This is a genomic window from Spirochaetota bacterium (assembly GCA_025061835.1).
Classification (GTDB): domain Bacteria; phylum Spirochaetota; class Brevinematia; order DTOW01; family DTOW01; genus SKYB106.
Genome location: JANXAC010000002.1, coordinates 71,354 through 97,751, shown reverse-complemented (window position 1 = coordinate 97,751; position 26,398 = coordinate 71,354). Strand labels below are relative to the sequence as shown.

Genomic DNA, 26,398 nt, shown 5'->3' with positions numbered 1-26,398 from the left:
TATTATGTTAATTATAAATGATTTAGTAGTATTTACCAGTTAGAAAATTTCAAAATACTACGGAATTCTATATTCAATACTGAACAGATATGTAACATTATTGAAACCTGTTGCACCACTCAATATCCAGGGTAGAGTTCCATTTACTATAACACTGTTCAGGAATGAATAACTTACGACCCAGTCCAGTGATAAATCCTTGATTGGTTTTATTGAGAAACCCAAAGACAGAGATGATAGAGGTGTTGAAAGACTGTTATCTATTACGGTCCCATTGATTTGCCTATTATTCACTTCAGAGTAATAATTCTGGTAGATATACTTTGATAATCCTCCTCTGATTAAAAACCAATCTACAAATGGTATTTCAAACGATGCGAATATCGGAACATACATTGATGATGTAGAAGTGGAAAACTCTTGATTACCTGAAGCAGTTTTCCTAAATGAATTCTGAATACCTAGAGAGAGACCTAAAGAAACAAGTATGTTATTTATGTAAGTGTTAAACGAAGCACCCGTTGTTATGATAACATTCTGGTAATCTTGGTTTACAGTCGTATCTGCTTCAAGATTACCATCGCCATTGATGTCAACTCTAATCACTTGAGATGCAGGTAGAGAATAGGTAAAGTATCTAGCAATACCTAGAAGATATGATGTTCCGCCGAGTCCTAGTCTTGGTTGAGCAGTTATATCTAAACCGAAAGCTCCTCCTGACTTCTCTTCTATAAAGTTTTGGTAGTTATTCACTTGAGGAACATTCGTTCTATAGGAATTTTCGTAAGAAGGTAGATAAATCTTAACACTAGCGTCAACCTTAATAAACGAAAGATCAACTATACTCCCTAATATTATCTTTATCTGAGATATAGATTGTCTTGCATTAACAGAGTTTGTTAAAGTATCTCCCTGATAGAGTGATATATTAAAGTTTGTATAATCACTAGCATATCCAAAACCTAAATATGGTCTTAATAGTTTGATGCCCAATATCTGACTAACACCTAACAAAACTTCAATTCTGTTTCTCAAGTGATCGTTTAAAGTAGTTGTTAATGAGACTACGAAGTTTGTTAATAGTGCGAGTTCGTAGTATGGGTAGTTAATTATAGCACCTATGTTAAGCTTCTCTATAGGTGTGTTTATTGAATACTTTACAACTCCATAGGAGTTATCAAATATACCTACACTTCCCTGTCTTGGTTCTATTACCAAGAAGTTTGAGTCAGAGTTCACATAACCGGAAATGTAAGTAATGTTGAAGTTATCCTCAATTAGTGATGATGTTCCTAGAGGGTTGTAATAATTAAAGTAATTCATCCCGACTAACCTTGATTCTGATGCATTCACACTTACACTGGTAACAAGCAATAATGATATTATAGTGAATATCAATGCGAATCTCACCATAAATCCCTCCATACTAGTAATATTTTTACAAATAAACTTGTGTAATTTTCAAATTTAGCTATGATTTTCACTAAACTCTCCTACAAACTTCAGTCCTTCAATCTTGAAAGTAGTAAATTACTTATTTACTATATCCTTGTGTTAGGAAGAGGTGTATGAAGTTTCTAAAAAGTATTTTACTTCTAACGACATTACTAGCATTGGCAAGTTGTAGTTGTGAATACCAAGAAGAAAAGGTTGGTTTGATATTCGTAAATCCTAAAAACGCGGAATTGGTGAAAGACAAAAATCTTGAGGTTCTTTTGAGGCTTGAGGGTAATATTCAAAATACAACAAAAGTTAGGGTTTTTCTAAACGAAAGACTTATACTCTTATCAGAGCCGAAGGAAGAATTATCTACTCGGGTAGAGTTGTCAGAGAGAACTAACAATTTAGTAGTTGTTTTAGGAGATAGAAACAACAACCTTTACACCAATCAAATAGTATTTCTATTCGTTCCTGAAGTCAAGCCGAAGGAGATAGTAAAAAGAAAGTACAAGGTTAAGCCTGTGAAGGTTAGGAATATTCCAAGGTATGAAGATGTTAAACCGGAATTGAAACCTGAAATAGTTCTACCACAAGTTGAGGAGATTCGTGAGAGTGAATACATATCATCAGTTGAGCTGAATATAGATGATGAAGGATTGGATTATTACAAGGACTACATAAATTTGAAATACAAGGTGGTATTTAACAAAGAGTTTGCTTCAACTGCTATTCAAAATTTCAAGATGACTTACATTGAAATTAACGATTTCACTGGACAGAACTTATTCTCTGAATCTAACAAGGAACCTGTAGGTAGTATGGAAATTGATATAACTTCTTTACCTACAGGATTTTATTCAGTATCCATTAGAGCTGAGGATATAAAAGGTAAATTCTACGAATCTTCTAGATGGATAAAAGTAGATAAGACTCCTCCTACTATAGTGGTTGAAGGATTAACAAACAAGACGATTGTTCGTGGTATTTTTGAGTTCTACGCTAAGTTTAGTGACGAGGATGTTGGATTATCAAACTACTCTGTTTCTATAGGTAATCAGACGATACAATCAAGGAGAGAAAAAGATAGAGTAGTTTTCACTTTTGATTCAACTAAGTTCAAAAATGGTTCTTACGAGATATTCATAACCGCTTTGGATAAGTTAGGTAATACTTCCAAAGTTAAGTTTTCTGTACTATTGGATAATTGGTTTGAGGAGATTGTAGACTCAACGTCCGGTTCAGGTTTCAACCTCTCATCATTCGTGGATAGTGATAACAACATACATCTTGCGTACTATAACTTCAACTCTAAAAATCTGTTTTATGCTTTTAGGAAAAATCAAAGCGACAGATGGATTATAGAAGTGGTAGATAAGGATGTAGATTCTGGTAGGTATCCTTCCATATTTGTTGACAATTTTAACAGGATACATATCTCTTACACGTACATAAACGAACGATGGGATGATGAGGACTTAAGGTATGCGATAAAGGAGGGTAGGGAGTGGAAAATCTTCACACTGGACAATCAAGATAAGGCAGGTAGATACACAAGCATAGTAGTTGATGAAAGAGGTGTTCCTCACATATCATATTACAACTATACACTAGGTAGTTTGAGATATTTGACATACAACATAAAGATGGATAGATGGGAAGTTTCAGTTCCTGATAGCTATGAGAATGTCGGTAGTGATACGAGTATTTCTGTTTTCAACAATGTTGTGCATATAGTCTATCTTGATAACGCTAACGGTGATATCAAGTATTGTAGGAAGGGAGTGGATGAAACAGAAGCAGGTTGGAGGTTTGAGGTAATTGATGCCGATGGTAAGGTAGGGTATTACTCAAGTATGAAAATTGATAAGTTTGGCAATATACATGTCTCATACTACGACTCAACTCTCAAAGCACTTAAATATGCAGTGAAAACCAAAGGTAAATGGAACATACAGGTAGTGGATAGAAAAGATGACCCTGGTAGGTTTACATCCATATTTGTTGATGAGAAAGGTAATCCTCACATATCATACTTCGTTGAGTCAAAGAAGGAGATAAGGTATGCTTACTATGATGGAAGCAAATGGGATATACAGGTGGTATCAAGTATGAAAGCAGGAGGCTACTCATCTATTATCGTTTATAACGGCAAACCTATGATATTCTTCTACGATGTGAGGTCAAATCAACTGAAACTTGCTAGAAAATAAAACCTTGCTTGAATCCGAATAAATTAAGTTATCCAAGTTTGTAGGGTAGGGGGTTAAGTGAAATCAAACTGGTGCAAAACGAAGGTAGTTGTTAGGATGGAGAAAACAGTAGTATTAACTGAAAACTATGTATAAGGAAAGTTATTAGACAAAAAGGTGAGTTGAATGTTGTTAAAGATGAAGTATGGTGTTGAAGAGAGTCTAGACTTAATGATTCTATGTTTTTATTCCTAGTTGCTTCTGTAATTCTTCTTCATCTTTTGTCATTCTATCGTACAAATCCCTGCCCATCTCAAGAACATCGGCAGGTTTATCGGGGCTTTTCTTTCCTATACCTACGAATTTTGCTATATCTCTTTTGCAGTCGGAGAGTATTTTAAGTTTCTTTTCAGGGTCTTCTTCAAGAAACAAAAGTCTGTATTTCAAAACTGCTTGAATGTATATGATACCGTCAAAACCAAAGTCCTTGTCAGTATCTGGGCCAAAGAATTTTATACCGTCAATTGTTTCTTCTCGTCTTGATTGTTTTTCAATGAATGTAGTGTAAAATTCAAGAGCCTTTTTGTATAGTAGTAGCTGTAATCTAGCGTATTCTTGTTTCTTCTCTTCCTCAAGTAAATCTCCTGCTAACCATGCCCCCCTTAAGGCAGATACAGCCTTCTTGAATGAAGGTGCGAGTTTTTTTGATTGAAATGAGTATGAACTAATAGCGAGTATATAACTAAGTAATCCATGCTTTAGGTCTCTTTGTCTCTCAAAATCAACTGTTCGTATTATTGATATAGCATACTCACCTCTAACTTTCCTATAACTCTCTAACCTTGTTATCTCTTCTTGCGAGAGATACTTATTGACAAAGTCATCCTTATACGCCGCATACAAACAGTTAGGACACACTGTAACTGGATATATAAGTGGGTTTACTTTTCCCCACTTCTGGGTTGGGATATATAACCTTCTTAATTCTTCGGTTAGCCTACCTGCGTTTAATCTACCACCACCACTCATTAGTTCTTCTCGCTTAAAAGTATAACCACAAACAGGACATTCTATAGGTTCTTTTGAAAAGAAAGTAAGTTCTGGCATAAGTGAAATCTGAAAAAATCTATACTACTGTGTCAAATTAAAGAATTTTAAAGTATTTCTGCTATCTGGACTGCGTTGAGTGCTGCTCCTTTTCTTAAGTTATCTGCTACTATCCACATTACAAGACCGTTTTCAGTTGAAATATCCTCTCTTATCCTTCCAACATAGACATCGTCTGTGTCATGTCCGTTGAAGATGGGAGTAGGATAAACATCCTTGAATGGGTCATCCATAAGTTTAACACCTTTAGCATTACTTAATAATTCTCTTGCTTTCTCCGATGTTACCTTTTTTTCAGTTTCTATCCATACAGCCTCGCTATGCCCTTTTACAACAGGTACTCTGACGGTAGTTGCTGATATCTTTATTTCATTATCGTGAAGCATTTTCCTCGTCTCATTAACTATCTTCATCTCTTCCTTTGTGTATAAGTTATCAAGCACAACATCAATCCTAGGTATAACATTCATAAAGATAGGATAAGGGAATTTGGTAGGTTTATAGTTTAGTATTCCATCTCTACCTAATGTTGAGTAAGTTTTGATTTCATCCTCTAGTTCCTGAATTGCCATTCCTCCTGCTCCTGAAACTGCTTGGTATGTTGATACTATGATTCTCTTTATTCTTGAGTAGTCATAGATAGGTTTTAGAGCGACAAGCATCTGGATTGTAGAGCAGTTTGGGTTTGCTATTATGCCTTTGTGCCACTTCACATCTTCGGGATTAACCTCTGGTATCACTAACGGAACGTTATCATCCATTCTAAAAGCACTGGAATTATCAATAACTATTGTTCCGTCTTTCGCTGCGATAGGAGAAAACTTTTTTGATGTATCAGCACCAGCGGAAAATAATGCAATCTCAATCCTATACTTCTTAAATACGTCTTCTTTGAGTTCCAAGACTTCAATATCAACACCTTTGAATTTAAGTTTCTTTCCCTTACTTCTTTCGGATGCGAAAAGATAGAGTTCTTTGACAGGAAAGTTCCTTTGTTCTAATGTTTTGATCATCTCTTGTCCGACTGCTCCAGTTGCACCAACTACTGCTACTATCTTTTCAGACATATTCAACTCCTTATAAGACTATGTATTATCAAAGAGATAAAATTAGTGTTTCAAAAAGAATAGAAACTTGAAAAGTTTATGCTGATAAGAATGTCTTCTTGAGTGGTGATTTTAATATTTCTTTCATCACCTTCAATAGTTTTTACTCTTGAAATTCCTTCCTTAATGACTAAAGAGCTGTCATCAGGCAAATCAACGAATTTGCCTAAATACCTTCTATATGCCTCAAATATAACCTCATACTTGAAGCACTGGGGGGTTTGAACTCTGAATACTGAGTTTCTATCAAGAGTATTCGCGACATATCTATCGCTTCTTACTTCAACGAGTGTATCAACAGATCTTAAAACAGGTATGACTGCACCGGTTTCTTCAACATTTGAAAGCAATTGTCTTATAAGTTCGTTTGTTACGAATGGTCTAGCACTATCGTGTATCAGCACATAAGAGTTTAGATTCCTAACCGACATAACTCCGTTCATTGATGAAAGACTTCTTGTCTCGCCACCAACAACAACATCACTGACTTTATGGAAAATATTACATATATTTCTCGTTGCTTCCAAGTATTCTTTGTTAGAAACGACGATTATTTCGTCAATAAAGTGATCTGAGTTAAAAACCTTTAATGAATAATAAATTATTGGATGTCCGTTTAGTTCATATAATTGTTTAGGTATATCTTTACCAAACCGTTGTCCTTTGCCACCTGCTAGGACGATGGCAATAACTTGTCTATCATTATACATTATACATATTCAGATAGTTTCTTAATTCTCTTAAGCATGTTAGGATGTGTTGTAAATAACTCCATCATTTTTTCTCCTAGCGAAACTCTTATTTTACCTCTCTTAAGTTGCTCAAGTTCAGATCTATCAATTTGGAAGTTTCTATTAGTATCCAACTGTGCTAGTTCTCTTATCTCTTCTTCTGCTACGCTTGGGTCATTCAAGAAGAATGCTTTGAGACCTGCAACTTGGGCTTTTTCTTCCTCTTCCGCTACGGCAGAAGAATAAACCAACTTATACAAAGCGCTTGCCAGGTGTTCTGGGGGATTACCGAACTTCACGGAGCCGTAGTCCGCTAGGTATTCTCTTACCCTTGAGATTGCGAGGACTAGGAGATTTGAGATAAAGTATAAGATTAACATCAGGATGCCAATCAAAGCACCAGGATTCCCTTCTCTGTTATTACCTCCACCAAAATACATAAAGAAGATAGAAAGGTTGTATAGTATCATAGGTATTACGGAGACGAGTGTTGTTATAAGCATATCTCTATTCTTTATATGGGCAATCTCATGACCTATCACTGCTCTGAGTTCATCTCTATTCAGAATTCTCATAATCTCGGTGGTAAGTGCTACTCTTCCATCTCTTACACTTCTTCCAAACGCAAATGCGTTTGCTATTGGCATATCAGATATTCCAATCTTTGGTTTAGGTATTCCTGCTTGTTGTGCCATCTCTTCTACCATTCTGTGTATTTCCGGATACTCGTTGTCAGAAATGTATCTTACTCTCATACTCCATTCAACTATTTTTGGAGCTATGAGATATTGTATGAGCAAGATAACTCCAGATAGTGCTAGATTGAACATCACTCCTTGCTGACCTACCAGTGCTATCACGAGATATAGGATACCGAATAGTGCCCCTATGATGAATACCATCCTCATGGTAAGAGAGAGCATAATTAACCTCCATTACATAAAAGCCGTTATAAATATAATAAAATTCCAAGATTCTAGTCAAGTAGGTAAGGAGTTATATTATCTAAATTTTACTCTTGACATTCACAATTAAGTATTTTTGTAAATTTTTTAGGATTTATTACTTTGACACAGTGCTATTATAATTTCTTTGAGATTTCCTGTAGCAGTTTTATTATCTCATCAAACTTTGGGTTCATAATGCTTGAACTTATGAATGTCACTATTCCTGAAAATATCCCAAAAAGGAATACCATTAACCACTGTAGGAAACCTATCCTTCTGTTGATATCTTCAAACCTTTTGTTGATATCTTCAAACCTTTTGTTAATATCTTCAAATCTTTTGTTAATGTCTTCAAACCTTTTGTTATTATCTTCAAATCTCTTATTTATGTTTTCAAACCCAATCTTCACAGTTTCTGAAAGGACCTTTATATCAGACCTTATTCCTTGTAATTCCTCTTTTATTTCACTTCTATCTGCTTTGGAGTCTATTTCTGATTTAAAACCTAAGTAAATGTCGTCGTATATAAGTTCAACCATCTCTTCAACACTATCTTCATCAAAATCCTTAAGAACTCTCCTGATCTTATTCTTAACTTTTTCTCTATCTAGAAGTGTAGGCATATTATTTTCTTACGATGATATTTTAATCAAAGTGAGATTTATTTTCCACATTTGCATTCAGTGAAGTTTAAAAACTCACAAAAGATGACCTTCACTTAATCCTTAAATATTTTAGATTTATGTTTTCTCTAATTTTGCTGTTATTTACTTTCCCAGTAGTTGTAAAATTCCTAATAAGATCTCGGACTTTATTGAGCCACATTTGAGCAAATTCAGATTTATATCTGTGTTTAATTATAATCTTAATGTATGACTGTTAGGGAAGTTGTGAGAGATAGATTGAGAGAGGCAATAAGGAAAGATTTTGAAATACATTATTCACAAGAAGAAACAAGCATTGACTATCCCCAAAATAGACAGTTTGGAGATTACTCAACTACTATACCTTTTAAGGTATTCAGAGAACTTAGATCAAAAGGTGTTCAAATGTCTCTTAATGAAGTCTCGGGTAAGTTGAGGGATAGTCTTGTTTATCTTTTTTCTAGTTCTTCTCCACCTTTATTTTCAGAAGTATCTGTTGCTAATGGTGGTTTTATAAACTTTAGGGTTTCATCGGAGTTTCTAGAGGAGTTAGTAAGAAGGGTAGCAGAGGATGAGGAGTATGGTAAGTCAGAGTATGGTAAAGGTAAAGGAAGAATACTTCTTGAGTATGTAAGTGCTAATCCAACAGGGCCTCTTCATATAGGTCACGCAAGGTGGGGAGCAATCGGAGACTCTCTTTACAGAGCGTTTAAAACATCAGGATATGATATACAAACAGAGTTCTATATAAACGATGCTGGAAATCAGATTAGACTACTCTATGAGTCTGTGGAAGCAAGAAGGCAAGGTAGAGAGATACCTGAGAATGGATACTCTGGAAGCTATATTGAGGAGGTAGCACAAACAGATGAGGACCCTGTTGAAGTTATACTAAAGTGGCATAGGAAGGATCTTGATGATTTCAGAGTTCATTTTGACAATTGGTTTTCTGAAAAAACGTTACACGCAAGCGGTGAGGTTGAAGAAACTATAAACTTCCTTGCTGAAAAGGGGTTTGTGTATGAGAAGGATGGAGCATTATGGTTCAGAAGCACTGCTTTTGATGACGATAAAGACAGAGTTGTAAAGAAATCGGATGGAGAATACACTTACTTTGGTGTGGATATTGCCTATCATGTCAATAAAATAAGGAGAGGTTTCAATAGACTTATAAACATTTGGGGAGCAGACCATCACGGCTATGTAAAGAGACTCGTATCTGCTGTAAATTCCATATACAGTGATGTCAAGATTGATGTTATACTTGGGCAACTTGTCTCTCTTTTCAGAGGCGGAGAACCTGTGAGAATGTCAAAAAGGACAGGAGACATTATAACCTTGAGAGAGGTGATTGATGAAGTTGGGGTTGATGCTGTAAGATACTTTATGGTTTCAAAAAAAGTTGATACTCATATCAATTTTGATCTAGAGGAAGCAAAGAAGCAGAATGAAGAAAACCCTGTGTATTACTTACAGTATGCGCACGCAAGAATTTCAGGTATATTGAGAAATACCGAAGGTCTTGAGAGAGTACCATCTCCTATTATTGATCAAAGTTCATCAATTACGAGAGAAATAGCAGTTATGATACTAAGGTTTCCTGAAGAAATAATAGACATAACAATATCCTTGGAACCTCAAAGGATGACGAATTATCTAAATGAACTTGCTACGATGTTTCACAAGTTCTACTCTGAGTGTAGAGTAATTGACTACGGAAAGGTTCTTGAAGGAAGGGAGATACTTGTTAGGGCTGTTAAGAATGTTTTGAAAAGAGGACTTTGGATAATTGGAGTATCTGCTCCTGAGAGGATGTAATGTGGATTGATTTTGGAGGTATTGCTTATGATAATGTTGGTTAAAATGGCTTTTAGAAATATATGGAGAAATAGTAGAAGGTCCATTCTTGCTATAACTTCCGTTGCTATTGCAATCATGGCAGTTGTTATATTACAGGGGCTTGTTAGTGGGATTATGGACAATATTGTTAGAAATTCAACAAAGAGTGATACAGGACACATTAGGATATCTACAAGAGAATATATGGAAAGGATAGAACAAATGCCTGTCTATTACCTTGTTAGAAATCCTGAAGAGGTTTTGAAGATAGTCAGCGAAATTCCAGAAGCAAAGCGTAATATTGTTTTATCTACTGAGAGGATTAAGTTTCCAGCGCTTATAGAGTTTGGTGGTAGAAATAAAGTAGGAATATGTATCAGTGGAGATATTGAGAAGGAGAAGGAATTACTGATGCTACACAAAAGTATCATAGAGGGTAGATATTTGAGTGGTTCTGTGATTGAAGAAGACGGATTAAAATACAGAGAGATTATAATAGGTAAGAAGATGGCGGATGTGCTTGGGATAAAGGTAGGAGATACGTTTCCGCTTATGCTACAAGGCAGTGATCTAGGTATAAGAATACCTAGATTTAAGGTTGTTGGGATATTCAGCACGGGTATTAACTTGCTTGATGATAATGTGTTTATGTTGTCCATTGAGGATGCAAAAGAAGTCTTAGGAACTGGAGGAGGTGTGCAAGAGATCATAATTATGCTCAAAGACTACGATTCCGCAGGATGGATAGCAGAGAAGATAAACCAAAAACTATCTTCTTATGTAGAATACAACAATGTGATGGCACTTGACTGGAGGAAGGCTGGTGGAATAGCGGGTATATTTGACCAGGTTCTGAGTATCTACATATTAATCTACCTTATAATAGTAGCTCTTGGAACTCTGGTAATAATAAGTATAATGACGATGGTAATACTTGAGAGAAGAAGAGAAATAGGTATCCTCAAGGCCATGGGTTTCAGTAAGCCAAGAATTCTGGCATTATTCACACTTGAAGGAACGATACTAGGAGCATTTGGAACAATACTAGGAGTCGTGTTGGGCATACTAATAAGCATACCTCTTTCAATATATGGTATAGATTTTTCTTCTTCGATGGGGAATATGAATATTCCAATGGACAATGTGATAAAGTGGTTGATAACCATAGGAGGAATATTCAACGCTATCGTTGTTGGAGTCTTAGTGTCTTCGGTTGTGTCGCTAATACCTTCTAGGCATGCGGCAAGTATGAACCCTGCTGAAGCAATAAAGGCATAGAATGTAGAAGTCAATTATTTCTGATTGGTTATCATTTTTGAATTTTTACCGAACCTAGTAGTAGGATTTGCTATCCTACGAGGTTGTAGTATTTTAATTATATGAGTGTGGATAAGAAGTTATTGTTATTCATAATAGGAACTGTATTCTTGTTCTTTGTTTACAACGGATACTCGCAGAGTAGCAAGAAGAAGTTTGGAATAGATAAATTGACTGGAAGTGGTATAAATACGGAGGAAATTGTTGAAAAGCTCGTTGAAGCAGAGAGTAGCAAGGGAGAAAAGTATCAGCAAGAGATAAGTAACCAGACTATAAGAAAAGCAATTATAAATTTCGTAGAGCTTAACCTTAGGGAGTTGAGGGACATAGCAAAGTCTCTTTACGACTACAGGTCTCCGTTTCAGAACAGGGTTGGATATTCAAGTGATGATAGTATAGTTCAAGTTTTACCGAATAGAGGAGCTGAAGTTGGGGATATGAGAGTAAGAGTTGAAAGGATGGCAAAACCAGATGTATTCGTATCAGACCCTCTGCCTTTGGATACCGAACTTAAGCCTTTCAAAATAAAAATATCACTACTTGATAAGGAAGTAGAGATTGACTTTGGTGGCGGTAAATTGAGAGACCTTGCCAAACTTATTAACGAAAAAGCATCTCAAATAGTTTCTGCTTCTGTTATTAAGATTGATGCTAACAACGAAGTTTTAAGAATAGAAGGTAAGAAGACAGGCAAAAGTGCTAAGGTTATTATAAATGGAGACTTGTCTGAACTTGTGAGAATTGGATTACTTACAAGGGATAAGGTTATAACATCTCCACCAAACGAGTTGAACATACTATCACAATTTACCTCGCTACCTTCACTAACACTCAAAGATAAGGAAGAAATAACCAGAGATATTAGGTATGTGGTATCCAAAAATACTATTTTAGAAGTATCAAACCTATTCACTCAACAACCTATTCCTAAACCAAAAGAACTTGAGATTAGAGTTATGGAAAGTGTTAAAGTTAGCAACGTTGAAGTAAAAGGTGGAACACCTATAACAACCTTTGACATACTCAAGGAATACACGACCAATGATTTCGTATTTATAGTCATACATTTAGTAGATGGAACGAAGTATGAATTAAGAATACTTCCTTCAGAAACTTCCAAAATCACCACTCTTTCAATGTTTGAAGGGAAAGAAGTTGAGAAGTTTGTTTTGAGAAATAACAACGACCTATCAAGAATGACTTTCTATAGAATAGTAATCAAGGACAAAGTTGAAGAGGTTAGAAGACTTTCGGAATACGAACCTAAAAACTACATATCCAGAGCAGAGAATGCAGTTGTCTATGTAAATGGTGTTAAGATTGAGAGGGAGGAGAATGATTTGAAGGATATAATTAATGGAACTTTGAAAGTAGTTGGAGAGAACCCTAGTAAGGAGGTTACTACTAAAGTAGATTACGATTACAAGTCAATAACCAACAGTATATCAAATCTGATTGAAAAATACAACGATGTTATGATTTACCTTTCCAAGATAACCAAGCCGATGGTAGATAGGAGACAACTCTATGAAAAGCCAGATGAGGAGAAAGAGGAAGGATCATTTGCTACAGATATGGAATTTATAAGGTTGAAGGATAAGTTAAGAATGTTTGCGATGCAACCTTACCAGACCAGACAAACTAATATTAGACTACTTTACCACATAGGAATATATACAAAGAACATATCAACCAAACTGGATTTTGAGTCTGATTTATGGGAGTATGTTAGGAGAGGTATTTTAACGATTGATAATGACAAGCTTGTTAGTGTCGTTATTGAAAACATAATGGCTGTAAGTGATGTGTTTAGTTATGATACCAACGGAGACAAGGTTGTTGACACAGGATTTGCTTACAATATAACTGTGGTTTGTGATGAATACACTAGAGCAGGTGGTGTCATAGCAAACAAGAAAAAACAGATTGATAACATTATAAAGTCAAACAAGGACCTTTATACAAAGTTTCAGGACAGACTTGAAGACTACAGAGTTTCACTTGAGAGGAAGTTTGGAAAACTACAGCAAGTGTTGAGAGAAAGCAAATCTAAACAAGACTGGTTCAATAGTCAGGTAAAGGTATTAAGCGGTGAGAATAACAGGTAGAACCTTATAGTAGATTTGTCAAATTGTGTTTTCAATCCTTACGTAGTTTTGGTTTAGGGTTAGTAATAGAACTATCAGGGTTCTATGTATCTTGGTTTTCGGTGTTTGGAAGAGGTGGATTTTTTAGATCTGTACATCTGTTGCTTTGTTATCATTTTTTCAAACTTTGATAATTGTAGAACCTGAAGGAAGTGTGCTTTCAGAGTAGGGTTAGTAGGAATTATTTGTTATCGTAACTCTCAAGGTATTTCACGAGCTCTAGGATTTTTGATTTTATCAAATCTCTGATAGGTCTTACTTCTTCTATTGGTTTGTCTTTGGGGTCTGGGATGTTCCAGTCTATGTATTCTTTTGATGGGTAGTAGGGGCAGGTATCTCCACATCCCATATTCACGACGAAATCAAACTTATCAATTGGTAAGTCTGAAAATCCTTTTGGTCTTTCGTTGAGTATTTTGACTCCGATCTCTTCCATACATTGTTTTACAACTGGGTTAATTTCTCTAGCAGGATTTGAGCCAGCACTGTATGGATTGATTATATGACTTCCTAACTCCCGAGCGAAGGCTTCTGCCATCTGACTTCTACCAGCATTCTGAACGCAAAGGAACAACACATTGTATTTCATAAATCTTATTCTTTATGAGAAACTTAAACAATTTGTAAATGTTTCGTAAAGATAAAGTCAAATGTTAGTTTTGGAAATTTTTACTCAATCTTGTCGTTTATTTCATAGACAATTGGTTTTTTGAGGGTTTCGTAGGATATTTTGCCGTCTGCAATAAGTGATAGTGTTTTAACTAGTATCTTATGTTCTTTCTCAAGGACTCGCCTTGATAGTGTGTCAGGAGTATCGTTTGGAAGAACCTTTACCTTTGCTTGCATAATTATCTTGCCGCCATCAACAATCTCATTAGCGAAATGGACCGTGCAGCCGTGAATTTTCTCACCGGCTTCTAGAACTCTAGCGTGTGTTTCAAGTCCGGGATACTTAGGTAAAAGCGATGGATGGATGTTTATTATCCTGTTTTTGAATGAAGAGAGTAGGGGGGTTTTTATTATTCTGATAAATCCCGCCATAACTACTATGTCAACACAGTGTCTTTTGAGTATCCTAACATATTCCCACTCTCTTTCTTCCTCAAATTTAGTTTTATACTTGCCCGGATAAACGTATATAGCCTTGACACCATAACTTCTAGCAACTTCAATACCTTTTGCATCTGGTTTGTCGCTTATTACAATTACTACTTTCCCTCTAATCTTGCCTTCTTTGCAGCCCTTTATAACTGCTTCCATGTTTGAACCGCGCCCAGAAATAAGAATACCTATCCTAATCTTGTCTTTTTTGCCTAGAATTGACAGAAAGAATCTTTTGAGTTTAATAAGAAAGCAATACATAGTTTTAGATACTTCTTAAGAAACCACCATCAACTTGGATACTAGTACCGTTTACATAACTTGCTTTTTCAGAGCAGAGGAATGTAACAAAGTTTGCTATCTCTTCTACACTTCCATATCTTCCGAGAGGTATGGATGATTCCATACTTTTCTTTACTTCTTCAAACGGTTTTTCTGTTTTTTTGCTTATGTATTCAAGGAGGCCTTTAGCCCTTTCTGTCTGGATGTTGCCCGTATAGATTACATTGAACGTTACATTATCCTTTCTTATCGTTCTTGAAAGTGATTTTGAGAGAGCATTTACTCCTGAACGAAAGACATTTGAAAGCAGTAGTTCGTCTATTGGCTCTTTTACTGCTACTGATGTTAAGTAGATAATCCTTCCCCAGCCGTTGTCTATCATTTTCGGTAGTAGTTTCTTTGTAAGTCTCACTGCTGACATTAATACAAGTTCAAACGCCCTATACCAATCTTCTTCTTCAAGTTCAAAGAAGTATCCAGGTTTAGGTCCTCCTGTGTTGAAAACGAGAATATCAATCTTTCCAAAATCTCTCAAAACCTCATCCGCAAGCTTCACAACATCACTAGCCTTGGATAGATCACAAACATAAGAATAGACATCAAAACCTTTTTGTTTTAGCTCCATTTCGGTTGATTTTATGTTGTCTAGATTGCTTGAAGATACTATTACTCTAGCACCTTCGCTAGCCAAAGCGGTAGCTACTGCCTTACCTATACCTTTACTACTAGCAGTTACCAAAGCAGTCTTTCCTCTTATGCCTAGATCCATAGTGAAATTATTTAGATAAGAATCTTTTCTATTCAAGTATTTACTACCTGAAGTTTGGAGTAGGGTTTTGTAAAAATTGATGTTAGAAAACTTCCTTTTACTTTTGTAAGATAAAGGCAAGAGGAGTGAAAAAGTGAACTTTTCAAAGGTGAATTCTTTAGGAATTTAGCAGATTTTATTCTGGGCGAAGTATAGGTGTTTGAAGTGAGGATAGAGAGTATTATGAAAAACGAAAAGTTTTACCTAATGAATATCATAGGTGCTATTAAAGGATGGCAGACTAGGAACAATCAAAGACATTCCTAGTTCTACACTCTCTGAAATTCTCAACATTACTCTTAAACAAATTTAAGTTTGTCTAAGTTACACTTTTGAAACTTTATCATTTATAATATTTTTGAGGAAACTTTAGATGAGTTTGAGAATACTACATCTTACTGATTTGCATATAGATAGCATCAACTTGTTCTCTAGGAATTATGTTAGAAATATAGAAATTTTGAGGATGAACCTTAATCTGCTGTCTCCTGATGTAGTTATAATTTCTGGTGACATAGTTGAGTTTGGCGAGGGAATTTTAGCAAAGTCAAACTATGAGATATTAAATGATCTATTCTACTACTCCGATGGTATTTTCTACTTTGACAGAGAGATGAAGATACCGCTGTATTTTGTCCCGGGTAATCACGAATACGGAACACTTTTTAAATTCTCTCTTAAGGATATCCCAAATTACAGAAGTTTCATTGGAAGTGAATTTTTGAATTACTATGTTGATATTAAGAATGTAAGGCTCATATTCCTTGACACGGGGTATGACTATAGTTATTCCTTCCATCTACACAACTTGATGATACCTAGTTCCGAAGGTGTTGGTCTATTTAAGCATCAACTAGAATTTCTTGAAGATGCGCTGAAAAACTCTAGCAATACAAACATCATCATTACCCACCATCCTTTTTTAAGCCCGAAAAATGGAATACAAGAGGATGTATTCATACTAGGTAGAGAAGAGTTTCAGAGGATAATAACAAGTTACGATGTATCTTTGATATTGTCAGGTCATACTCACAAAAACAGAGTTTTTGATAATGGATCAAACCTTATAACATCCTTCCCATTGGTTGCAAAAGGAGTAGGTCCTTACCATGTTCAAACGGGTTCAATAGGTAAAGATGGTTATTATAGGATGATTGAGGTTAGAGATCAAACCGTAATAGTTTATGATGCCGAGAACTGTGAGGATTACCTAACTTACAACACACAGGAAGACGAAGAAGTTTCTGTATTTGATGAGTCATACTAGTATCCAATAATACTTCTGAACTATCGTTTAATAAAATTTAGACTCAAGGGGTTTTGAATGTAAGTTTTTAAAACTTACGGATGTTTAGTCAAAATTTAGTTATGAGGAAGGTTATAATTATTCTGGTTATTTTGGTGTCAGCAGTTTATTCTGTTCTAACCGTTTGGTTTGGATTTAGCCTATGGAATACTATGGTAGGTAAGTTCAATATGTTTGAGATTTCAAATAAGATTGGAGAGATTAGGGCTCTTGTTAGCAGAGGAGAGATTGAGAAGGTTGAAAAGGAACTAATGTATCTGGATAGAAAGATTAGTTTTTTGTTAGTCTCGCAAGAGGAGATATTTAGGAATGCTATGAACAGTGTGATAAGAACATCAGGTGCTACCTTTCTAGTTTTTGTTCTGTCCTCTGTGCTACTTTCTTTACTGATAACAAGGCAGTTGAGGTTGCTAGTTGATTTTCTTACTAACTTCAAGTTCCCAGTTAGTCTAAATATAGCGTTTCCTAAACCTATATTTAAGGATATAGGTAAGATATCGTTGTCGTTTCAAAACCTAGTGTCTAGGTTAGTTGAGTATGAAAAAAGGGTTGCGGAACTTGAGAGGTTTGAAGGTTGGAGAGATGTAAGTAAAGTTATGGTTCATGAGGTTGGTAATCTTCTTACGCCGGTATATACGGAAGTAAAAAACTCAATTCAAAGCGGTAAAGGTTTAAACGTTGAAACTATTAGAAGGATTGACAAAATATTGGATAATATAAACCAGTTTCTTTCCAAAATAAGAGAGATTTCATCTCTTCCGAAACCAGTTCCTAGAAAAGAAAACTTGATTTCTATTCTTGAAGAGTTGAGGCTATTTTTCCAGTTTGAGTTTGAGAGTGGTGAAAGTGAAGTTTTCGTTATGGTTGATAGGGTTTTGCTTATGAACGCTTTTGTTAATATACTCAAGAATAGTTTTGAGGCTACCGATGGTAAGGGTATTGTTAGAGTTAGTGTATCTAGGGATGGAGATTCTGCTATTGTAAGATTTTGGGACAATGGTGGGGGTATTCCTAAAGAGATTTTGGATAAGATATTTGACTTTGGAGTATCATATAAGAAAGGTGGAAGGGGGATAGGGTTAGCAATTACAAGGAAGATAATACTTGAGAGTTATGGTGATATAACGGTAAACTCTAGCGTTTCTGAAGGTACAACAGAAGTAGTTGTAAGACTACCAGTTGTGTCATAGTCTATACTTTATTTCAACACTCAGTTTTCTGCCCCATACAGCTCTTGAAGGATCTATATCACTAAACTCCTGATACTCAAAAAACGGTTCTGCTTTTATCCTTACCGTTACTTCTTCTCCTTCTATTCCAGACTTTGGAAGAAGAATGTTTATTTGGTTCATAACAGTTTTTACTTCCTCTATACTGTTTATTGTAATACTTTTTGTCGTAGCATTCTTATGAAGATGAACCAGAAACATATTCTTTGAGTTATTGTATGTAACTTTGTTAGTTATTGAGACATTCACAAGTATCTTGGTTGTTTGGAATGAAACATCTATAGCATATCCTGATGTTATCCCTCTTTCAACAAGCCTTTGGAACTTATCGTTGAAGGTGTTTTTTAGGTTGAATGAGAAGATCAAGTTTCCTCTGTTGTCTTCAAAAAACCTAGGATTTTCCAAACCAATTTCGGTAGAGGATAGAGCAGTAATACCTATTAGAACTCCTATTATTCTAATTCCTTCTACCAAGGGGTAAAAGATACTACCGATTAGTCTAATTATATCTAACACTAGTTAATTTTCAAAGGGTGGCTGTGCCACCCTCAAATTGTAAGTTATAACTTCTCGCTTTTGCCACCGAAGGTTATGGATAAACCTAGACTGATAGTATGATCTCCAAAACTTGGTTCTGATATTATAGAGTCATCATTACCTATTATTGAGAAGATATAACTAGCCTTTAGTATTAGTCCTACTGTGCTGTATGATTTGATTTTCAGGTCATCGCATAGTTGGATTATGTTTTCGGATAGGATTAATTTACCATAGGTAAGTATTCCAACTTCAATGCTGAAGTCTCCATAAGATATTCCGTTCGCATAGGAGTATGGATTTTTGGCTATGGTATCAAAATCGTAAGCCTCAGATTTTGACTTAAATGAAAGCGTGTAGCCGCCTCCACCAATGCCTAGAATAGGTGCAAATTCAAAATTAGGAGCTTTAATAACAGCGTATCCAAACTCAAAGAAACCAAAACTACCAGATAATGTTGCTACTACATTCGTTCCGTTAAACTTTCCTTCTATTGAGGATGATATAATTATAGAGCCACCTCCACCCATTAGTACATTGCCAGTATAGCCAAATCCTTGTCCTCCTATTCCTAACAAAACTTCACCAAATCTCTGTTGGTATCCTAGTGATTGTAGTTTTTCATTCAGACTAGCTATACTAGGAATGTAAAAAGCACTGACTATTGGACCTCCAAAACCCTCACCTTTAAACATATTGTCTGAGGCTCTTGTTACCTTAATATCATCCTCAGCATTGATATGTGTAGCGGTTAGAGCAAACACAACCGCTATAAGCGACAAAACTGACACTCTCACTACTTGTTTCATACATACCTCCTTTTACATATATTAATGCTTTTCAATTAGCGTGCCAAAACTTTCATTTGGAAGTGTCTAGTTATTACTAGTGAAATTTGCTTTTAGATTGAACCTAGAAACTTCTTAATAGGTATCCTTAAGCCCATTTGAATGTAAGTTTTTAGTAAGTAGGTGGATTTGTCGTAATCTAATACCGTTCTAGAAGTTAAAAGTTCTGTCACTGTATCAAAAGTGATATATCGTAGTTGATAGTGATTATGTTTGTTGTGTGATAACTATCTTTGAAGTTTTTGTAGCGTTTTTCTTTGAGAATGTTTAGGTTTTTTAATTCTTAATCAATGATTTTGACTTTTGATGTTTCACAATTTTTATGTTTATTTCAAACCTAGTTCTTTGAGTCTTCTTAATAGGTTGTTTGGTAGGATACCTAATGAGAGTGCAGTTTTTGAGACGTTGTTTTGGTTTTTCTCAAGGTGGTGCTTTAGGTAGATTTTTTCAAATTCTTCTCTTGCGGTGTTGGGTGGTAGTTTGGATGATAGGATTGATACAAGTTTATCGTAATCTCTATTGAGATTGGTTGTTGCTATAACTTTATTGACATCTTCCTTGGTTATAACTTCCTTTTCTGATACTATGACAAGCCTCTGAATGATGTTTTTAAGTTCTCTTACATTACCGGGGTAGTCATAGTTTTCAAGCAAATGGATTGCTTCGTCTGTTAAATACTTGTTTGGTAATCCTTCTTTTTGTATCGTCTCTTTTAGGAAAAATTCTGCGAGTATTTTTATATCTTCTTTTCTTTCTCTGAGTGGTGGTAGATGTATTGTGATGACATTTATTCTGTAAAACAAGTCTTCTCTGAATGCTTTTTCTTTGACCATTCTCTCAAGGTCTTTGTTGGTAGCAGATACTATCCTAACATCAACCTTTATTGTTTCTTTACTACCTATTTTGGTTATCTCTCCGTATTCTATTGCTCGTAGGAGTTTTGCCTGATGTTCCAGAGACAAATCGCCGATCTCATCTAGGAATAGTGTTCCACCGTTTGCTATTTCAAACTTACCTTTCTTACTTTGGTATGCTCCAGTGAATGAACCTTTTTCGTATCCAAACAACTCAGACTCAAAAAGTTCAGAAGGTATAGCAGAACAGTTGAGTTTAACAAACTCTTTATATCTTCTCTTACTTAAATTATGGATGAGAGATGCTATTCTCTCCTTACCAGTTCCAGATTCGCCGAGTATTAGAACTGGAAAACTAGTGGATGCGGATTTTTCAACGAGTTTGATTATCTCTTTCATCCTAGGGTTTTGAGTAGTTATTCCTTCAGAGAGGATTTTGTTTTCTAGTAGTTTTCTTAATTCTAGATTTTCAAGAGCATTCTTGATAGCAACCTTCAATCTAGCTGGTGAGATAGGTTTCTCAACAAAATCAAAAGCACCTAGTTTGATGCTATCAACGATATTTTCAATATCAGTGTAGGCAGATATGACTATAATCTGTGTCTTCAAGTCCCTCTCTTTGATAGATTTTATGATCTCCCTACCGTCCCTATCTCCTAGTTTTAGGTCAATTAATGCTACATCAGGTTGTATTTCTTCCAGTATTTTTAGAGATAGAGAAAAGTCTCTTGATACTAATACATCAAACTCTTCTTGGAGGATGTTATTTATTGAGACTAGTATTTCAGTCTCATCATCTACAACTAGGATAGTAGTTTTTTTATACATTTGTGTAGATAATATAAACAATCTGGATGGGAGGACTAAAGATAAAACCTAATATCCTATTCACCTTCAAAGTTTGGTAAAGTAGTATTTAAAAGGTAATATACCCTTAAGGTTTTGCTGTAATCCTAGTGTGAGTAATTTCCTCTCTACATAGGTGTGTTTCTTTTGAGTTGTGATAAAGTTTAGTGTTTTTTCTAACGATTTAGGCTGTCTTTATAAAATCTAATCTATTTTGGTTATGTAAAATACTACAAGTATTGTAGATTTTTCAAACTTTGATATAATTATCTCAATATATTTATTATACTATATACTGTTTGTAGTTTATGGAGGCTTTTATGAAGTGCGTGATAGTAGGTGGTGTTGCTGGAGGTATGTCAACTGCTGCTAGGTTGAGAAGACTGGATGAGAGGGCAGAGATAGTGGTTTTTGAGAGAGGTGAGTATATATCTTATGCTAACTGTGGGTTACCTTACTACATAGGTGGTGTGATAAAAGAGAGGAGTAATCTTTTGGTTCAAACAGTTGAAGGCTTTATCAGGAGGTTTAATGTAGATGTTAGGGTTAGGAGTGAAGTTTTGAAGATTGATAGAGAGAAAAAAGAAGTTTTAGTTAGGGATTTGAGAACTGGTAATGAATATACGGAGAAGTATGATAAACTTGTGCTTTCACCGGGAGCAACACCAGTTAAACCACCGATACCGGGTATAGATTTACCAAATATCTTCACTCTTAGAGACATAAGAGATACTGATAGGATAAAGGAATTTATTGATTCAAACAAACCGAGGAGAGCGGTGATAGTAGGGGCAGGATTTATTGGGCTTGAGATGGCGGAAAATCTAGCGCATAGAGGCATTCTGGTTACGATTGTTGAAGCGATGGAACAAGTTATGGGGGTTATTGACTTTGAGATGGCTGCTTTGGTTCATCAGCACTTAAAAACGAAGAATGTTGAGTTCTATCTTAAGGATAGTGTAGCAAGTTTTGATAAGGACCTTGATGGTAGGATAGTAGTTAACTTGAGTAGTGGTAGAAAACTATCAGTTGATATGGTGATACTTTCTATTGGTGTGCGACCAGAGAGTAAACTAGCAAAGGAAGCGGGACTTGAGATAGGAGAGAGAGGACATATAGTTGTGAATGATTACTTACAAACTTCGGACCCTGATATATATGCTATTGGAGATGCTATTGAAGTTTATCATCCTGTCATAAAGAAGAAGATAGGTATTCCTTTGGCGTGGCCTGCTAACTTACAAGGTAGGATTGTTGCCGATAACATAGTCTTTGGTAATGTTAGAAGGTATAAGGGGTCTATAGGAACTGCTATAGCGAAGGTTTTTGATATAACTGTTGCTGTTACAGGTGCAACTGAAAAACTACTCAAGAGAGAAGGGATACCGTATAAGTATGTTATAATACACCCTTCATCTCACGCAGGGTATTATCCTGGTGCTCTTCCTATGTCTCTCAAGCTCATATTTTCTCCTGAAGATGGTAGGATACTTGGGGCACAGGCTGTTGGATATGATGGAGTTGATAAAAGGATAGATGTTCTATCAACAGCTATACAAGCAGGATTAACTGTTTATGATTTGATTGACCTAGATCATGCTTATGCTCCACCATACTCTTCGGCGAAAGATCCTGTTAACATAGCAGGTTATGTGGCAGAGAATGTTTTGAGTGGGAAGCAGAAGATAATAACTTGGGATGAGTTTTTGAACAGTGATAAATCTAGTATTTTTGTGCTTGATGTTAGAACCAAAGATGAGTATGATCTTGGACACATTGAAGGTTCTGTTAATATACCTGTTGATGAACTGAGAAATAACCTTGATAAGTTGCCAAGAGATAAAAAGATAATTGTGTATTGTGGAGTTGGCTTAAGAGCTTATGTTGCTTGTAGGATACTTTATCAGAATGGATTTGAGGAGGTTTATAACCTTACGGGTGGATACAAGACTTATGAAGTAGTAACCCAGAAGCAAGGTAATGAGGATATATATACTGGATATAGAGTTGACCTATCTGACCTTGTGACTCAAGAACCACTTAAGGAGACAAAGGAAGGAGTAGTTGTTGAAGTTGATGCTTGTGGATTACAGTGTCCAGGTCCTATACTCAAGTTGAAACAGAGTATGGATTCTCTCCAAAGAGGTGCAAAAGTCGTTGTAAAGGCAACTGACCCGGGTTTTGCTAATGATGTCAAGGCTTGGACCGATGTTACAGGTAATAAATTACTATCTCTAAAGCAAGATAAGGGAATAATTGAGGCTGTGATAGAAAAGTCTTCGCAAGAAACACTCTCTACTTCAAATGTTATCTCAACTAACAATTCTGCTACCATAATAGTATTTGATGATGACCTTGATAAACTGATAGCGTCATTTGTTATAGCAAACGGTGCCTTATCTGCGGGAAAGAAAGTTAGTATGTTTTTCACATTCTGGGGTCTGAATGCTCTTAAGAAAAACTCTAAGGTAAAAGTCAAGAAAGATCTCATATCAAAGATGTTTGGTATGATGCTACCAAAAGGGACTGAAAACCTAAAATTGTCAAAAATGAATATGTTTGGCATAGGACCTAAGATGATAAGATGGCTTATGAAGAAGAAGAATATCTCAACTCTTGAAGAACTGATACAGAATGCGATGAGGAGTGGCGTTGAAATTGTTGCCTGTCAGATGTCTATGGATGTTATGGGAATAAGAAGAGAAGAACTCATTGATGGTATAAAAATAGGAGGTGTTGCTACTTACATCGCAAACGCTTCAAACTCAAACATTAATCTGTTTATCTAGGCTGGCTGTGGGTTTTGAATACTTTTGATAACAGAAGTGTATTATTAAGACAATACCCTAATCCTTGTTTTGTTTTTAGAAATATCTGGACAATATCTTGAGCCTTTAAGGTTATTACGATTTTAATTACTTACGGAGTATCAGAATATATTCGTATCGCATCGTTGTGTCAGTATTTCCTTTTATGTTGGAGGGAGAATTTTGAATTGGTATTCTCTTGTTATGGATTTTTCTAACTATTGTTTTAATATGTTCTAGTCCTTCATTAATAAAGAATTCAGCAGAGATTATATCCGTTGGAAGATCTACTTTTCTAACTCTTCTGTTTCCGACAACAAAGCATACATAACCACCTCTCTTTACCGATTTTGCTATTACCTTTATAGCGTTGTAAAGATCTTCGTAGAACGAAAATATTTCTACAGCTCTCCTTTCATCAACTTTTAGAATTTCCTTGAGGGTAGTATATAAAGTCTCTGAAGGTAAGTTAGTATGAATTTTACTAATCTTGCCTCCTAGTGATTTTTTGTCAATATTTTCGTTTATTCCTATCCATTGTAGAGATAGTCTTGAAAACTGACCATAGGCAACAGTAGTTCTAGAGTCACCATAAGGAGGAGAGGTTATAATTAAGTCAGCAGGGTAGTCAAAGTCCAATCCATCTAATATGTTCCTAACTTGAATTGAGATTATTTTGCCTGAAACTTCATTGGTTCTGTAAAAATCTGTTAGTAGTTTTATGTTTCTTTGGGAGATCTCGTTAAATGTTTTTATAACATTAACATCTTCTACTATCTTTGAACTGTCTTTCAAAAGCTTATATTCATTATGGTCTGTTAGTGATACCTTTCTTACCGTTTCTGAAAATGCTACTAAGAAAAAGTCTCTTACTCTATCCTGTATCTGCAGGATTGTTTTCTTTATTTTTGATAGAGATTTAGCCACACTCTCATTAAACCAGTAATCAATATTTGTGAAGGAGGGTTTTTCAGCTGCTTGATTATCAAAATTTTGAACTATGAAGTTGAGAGTCTCTAGAAGTTCTCTTGTTGGTATAGGTGTTGTCCTAACTTTTGATATTAAAACACCTAGAGGGTTTATGTCGTATCCTATGAAATTTCTCCTGCTTATTATACTCTCAACAGCACTGACTCCCGAGCCTAGGAACGGATCAAAAACAATGCTATTATCATTTGAAAAATTCTTTATTAACTCTCTAACGACTCTGTAATGGAACATTGCTGGATATGGGTGAATGCCGTAAATACCTTCACTAGCTTTAATTCCCTTAAAGTCAAAATAAGGCTCTCTTTGTCTCTTGTGAGAGGTATCTGATGCTAGGAAGTCAGTATTAAATAGACCTTTGTCAAACAGTTCTTTCTGTATCATATTCTACCTCTTTGCTCTTCCTATCTTTTGTTTTATGTCTTTGGGTAAATTTGATAGTCCTCTTATCCAAGGCTTGTTTATATTGCGTGCTACACTATCCTTTGTGAAAGCTATTAAACCCATATAACGTATTTCTTCGGCTTTTCCTTGACTTATATCATCGTCAATAGTTATCAGGTACACTGTCTAGTTAGGTCCTACTTGAGGGACTTCTTGTTTCCATCTTTCTCTCAATGTCCTTTTACAGGTTAGAAATACAGACCTGTCTGGATAATTTATGGCTTGCTGAGATGATGGTATTACTATATCTATTCTCTTTAGCCTATTTCTATATTCTCCTTTCGGTATCTCACAAGTAATCTCTATCATTCTAAGAAGTATTAGAATGATCTTTTCAAAGCTCTTTCCTCCTCTTGCTTTTCTCATATTGCCAAGATGTTTTTCAAGATTTTGGATTGCTTTTGCGAATTCAAGAAACTCGTTTTTAAGTTTTTCTACGTAGTTTTCACAGTTGAGGATCTTTATTTTCTCTATGTCGTCTAGTCTTCTTTGTCTTATCCATTTTTGTACAAAAGTTTCCAAACATTTGTTTTCATATTCATTATATATACCATTTGCTATTCTTTCTAAAGTTTCTACTGAATCGGAAAAGTTTTCTTCTACATCTTGGGGAGTAAAATTGTGTCTCTTGAGAGATTCTGAAATTATTTCATCTACTGAAGGGATTACTTTTGTAGATATTGAGATCATTTCCTTAAGAGACATAGCTTCTTCTGATATATTATACTTTTACAGAGAGAAGATTTCAAAAATTTTTGATTGAATTTATAAAACTTGCTTGAACAATCTTGAAGAACCTTGAATTGAATATCTTAAAGGTTTATGTAATCCTAGATGAATTCGGTAGTTATAGTTTTTTAAAATATGGAATAGAGGTTCTAA

Annotated in this window: 22 protein-coding genes; 7 read left to right on the top strand and 15 right to left on the bottom strand. The window is 35.3% G+C overall.

What is annotated here, in order from left to right; genetic code table 11:
• Positions 1–57: 57 nt before the first annotated feature.
• Positions 58–1,425: a hypothetical protein gene (locus NZ579_01750; GenBank protein ID MCS7298669.1), complete on the bottom strand. Its 1,368-nt coding sequence runs from the start codon at positions 1,423–1,425 to the stop codon at positions 58–60.
• 143 nt (positions 1,426–1,568) lie between these two features.
• Here NZ579_01750 and NZ579_01745 point away from each other — a divergent pair, with 143 nt between their 5' ends.
• Positions 1,569–3,650, top strand: a complete 2,082-nt coding sequence (locus NZ579_01745) for a hypothetical protein (GenBank protein ID MCS7298668.1) — start codon at positions 1,569–1,571, stop codon at positions 3,648–3,650.
• 216 nt (positions 3,651–3,866) lie between these two features.
• Here the strand turns inward: NZ579_01745 and NZ579_01740 are convergent, their stop codons facing one another.
• The 5 genes from NZ579_01740 to NZ579_01720 all read right to left on the bottom strand — a co-directional run bounded on the left by NZ579_01740 (position 3,867) and on the right by NZ579_01720 (position 8,143).
• Positions 3,867–4,736: a DUF2225 domain-containing protein gene (locus tag NZ579_01740; GenBank protein MCS7298667.1), complete on the bottom strand. Its 870-nt coding sequence runs from the start codon at positions 4,734–4,736 to the stop codon at positions 3,867–3,869.
• Between the two features lie 47 nt (positions 4,737–4,783).
• Complete coding sequence (locus NZ579_01735) at positions 4,784–5,803, bottom strand: aspartate-semialdehyde dehydrogenase (GenBank protein ID MCS7298666.1); 1,020 nt, start codon at positions 5,801–5,803, stop codon at positions 4,784–4,786.
• Between the two features lie 50 nt (positions 5,804–5,853).
• The gene (gene ispD, locus NZ579_01730) at positions 5,854–6,552 is read right to left on the bottom strand and encodes a 2-C-methyl-D-erythritol 4-phosphate cytidylyltransferase (GenBank protein ID MCS7298665.1); all 699 of its coding nucleotides are present in this window, start codon (positions 6,550–6,552) and stop codon (positions 5,854–5,856) included.
• On the bottom strand, positions 6,552–7,496 hold the full coding sequence (locus NZ579_01725) for a zinc metalloprotease HtpX (GenBank protein MCS7298664.1): 945 nt from the start codon (positions 7,494–7,496) through the stop codon (positions 6,552–6,554). The genes ispD and NZ579_01725 overlap by 1 nt, the downstream gene beginning before the upstream one ends.
• Before the next feature lie 158 nt (positions 7,497–7,654).
• The gene (locus NZ579_01720) at positions 7,655–8,143 is read right to left on the bottom strand and encodes a hypothetical protein (GenBank protein ID MCS7298663.1); all 489 of its coding nucleotides are present in this window, start codon (positions 8,141–8,143) and stop codon (positions 7,655–7,657) included.
• Between the two features lie 249 nt (positions 8,144–8,392).
• Between NZ579_01720 and NZ579_01715 the strand changes: the two genes are divergently transcribed.
• The 3 genes from NZ579_01715 (at position 8,393) to fliD (ending at position 13,428) form a co-directional block, all read left to right on the top strand.
• Complete coding sequence (locus NZ579_01715) at positions 8,393–9,982, top strand: arginine--tRNA ligase (GenBank protein MCS7298662.1); 1,590 nt, start codon at positions 8,393–8,395, stop codon at positions 9,980–9,982.
• Between the two features lie 27 nt (positions 9,983–10,009).
• Complete coding sequence (locus NZ579_01710) at positions 10,010–11,281, top strand: ABC transporter permease (GenBank protein MCS7298661.1); 1,272 nt, start codon at positions 10,010–10,012, stop codon at positions 11,279–11,281.
• A gap of 101 nt (positions 11,282–11,382) precedes the next feature.
• Positions 11,383–13,428, top strand: coding sequence for a flagellar filament capping protein FliD (gene fliD / locus NZ579_01705; protein ID MCS7298660.1), 2,046 nt, complete (start codon positions 11,383–11,385; stop codon positions 13,426–13,428).
• Between the two features lie 220 nt (positions 13,429–13,648).
• On the opposite strand, the gene NZ579_01700 is transcribed toward fliD, so the two are convergent.
• From NZ579_01700 to NZ579_01690, 3 genes are all read right to left on the bottom strand, one after another.
• Complete coding sequence (locus tag NZ579_01700; GenBank protein MCS7298659.1) at positions 13,649–14,056, bottom strand: arsenate reductase ArsC; 408 nt, start codon at positions 14,054–14,056, stop codon at positions 13,649–13,651.
• 80 nt (positions 14,057–14,136) lie between these two features.
• Positions 14,137–14,829, bottom strand: a complete 693-nt coding sequence (gene purN, locus NZ579_01695; GenBank protein MCS7298658.1) for a phosphoribosylglycinamide formyltransferase — start codon at positions 14,827–14,829, stop codon at positions 14,137–14,139.
• Positions 14,830–14,833: 4 nt separating this feature from the next.
• Entirely contained in the window at positions 14,834–15,619 is a 786-nt protein-coding gene (locus NZ579_01690) for an SDR family oxidoreductase (GenBank protein ID MCS7298657.1), read from the bottom strand.
• Between the two features lie 412 nt (positions 15,620–16,031).
• On the opposite strand from NZ579_01690, the gene NZ579_01685 reads away from it, so the two are divergent.
• Together NZ579_01685 and NZ579_01680 are read left to right on the top strand one after the other, a co-directional pair.
• A complete protein-coding gene (locus NZ579_01685; protein MCS7298656.1) occupies positions 16,032–16,925 on the top strand; it encodes a metallophosphoesterase in 894 nt (297 codons plus the stop codon).
• A gap of 101 nt (positions 16,926–17,026) precedes the next feature.
• Positions 17,027–18,154, top strand: a complete 1,128-nt coding sequence (locus tag NZ579_01680; protein ID MCS7298655.1) for a sensor histidine kinase — start codon at positions 17,027–17,029, stop codon at positions 18,152–18,154.
• Here NZ579_01680 and NZ579_01675 read toward each other — a convergent pair.
• The 3 genes from NZ579_01675 to NZ579_01665 all read right to left on the bottom strand — a co-directional run bounded on the left by NZ579_01675 (position 18,149) and on the right by NZ579_01665 (position 21,260).
• Positions 18,149–18,709, bottom strand: a complete 561-nt coding sequence (locus tag NZ579_01675) for a hypothetical protein (protein MCS7298654.1) — start codon at positions 18,707–18,709, stop codon at positions 18,149–18,151. The two genes, NZ579_01680 and NZ579_01675, sit on opposite strands and share 6 nt — an antisense overlap.
• Before the next feature lie 44 nt (positions 18,710–18,753).
• Positions 18,754–19,539, bottom strand: a complete 786-nt coding sequence (locus NZ579_01670) for a hypothetical protein (GenBank protein MCS7298653.1) — start codon at positions 19,537–19,539, stop codon at positions 18,754–18,756.
• Between the two features lie 365 nt (positions 19,540–19,904).
• Complete coding sequence (locus NZ579_01665) at positions 19,905–21,260, bottom strand: sigma-54 dependent transcriptional regulator (protein MCS7298652.1); 1,356 nt, start codon at positions 21,258–21,260, stop codon at positions 19,905–19,907.
• A 338-nt stretch (positions 21,261–21,598) separates the two neighbouring features.
• On the opposite strand from NZ579_01665, the gene NZ579_01660 reads away from it, so the two are divergent.
• The gene (locus tag NZ579_01660) at positions 21,599–24,067 is read left to right on the top strand and encodes a CoA-disulfide reductase (GenBank protein ID MCS7298651.1); all 2,469 of its coding nucleotides are present in this window, start codon (positions 21,599–21,601) and stop codon (positions 24,065–24,067) included.
• Between the two features lie 126 nt (positions 24,068–24,193).
• On the opposite strand, the gene NZ579_01655 is transcribed toward NZ579_01660, so the two are convergent.
• The 3 genes from NZ579_01655 to NZ579_01645 are packed head-to-tail and all read right to left on the bottom strand — an operon-like array spanning position 24,194 to position 26,221.
• Positions 24,194–25,456 carry a site-specific DNA-methyltransferase gene (locus tag NZ579_01655; protein MCS7298650.1) on the bottom strand — a complete coding sequence of 421 codons (1,263 nt, stop codon included), beginning with the start codon at positions 25,454–25,456 and terminating at the stop codon, positions 24,194–24,196.
• Between the two features lie 3 nt (positions 25,457–25,459).
• Positions 25,460–25,639, bottom strand: a complete 180-nt coding sequence (locus tag NZ579_01650; GenBank protein ID MCS7298649.1) for a hypothetical protein — start codon at positions 25,637–25,639, stop codon at positions 25,460–25,462.
• A 3-nt stretch (positions 25,640–25,642) separates the two neighbouring features.
• Positions 25,643–26,221 carry a type II restriction endonuclease gene (locus NZ579_01645; GenBank protein MCS7298648.1) on the bottom strand — a complete coding sequence of 193 codons (579 nt, stop codon included), beginning with the start codon at positions 26,219–26,221 and terminating at the stop codon, positions 25,643–25,645.
• Between the last annotated feature and the right edge of the window lie 177 nt (positions 26,222–26,398).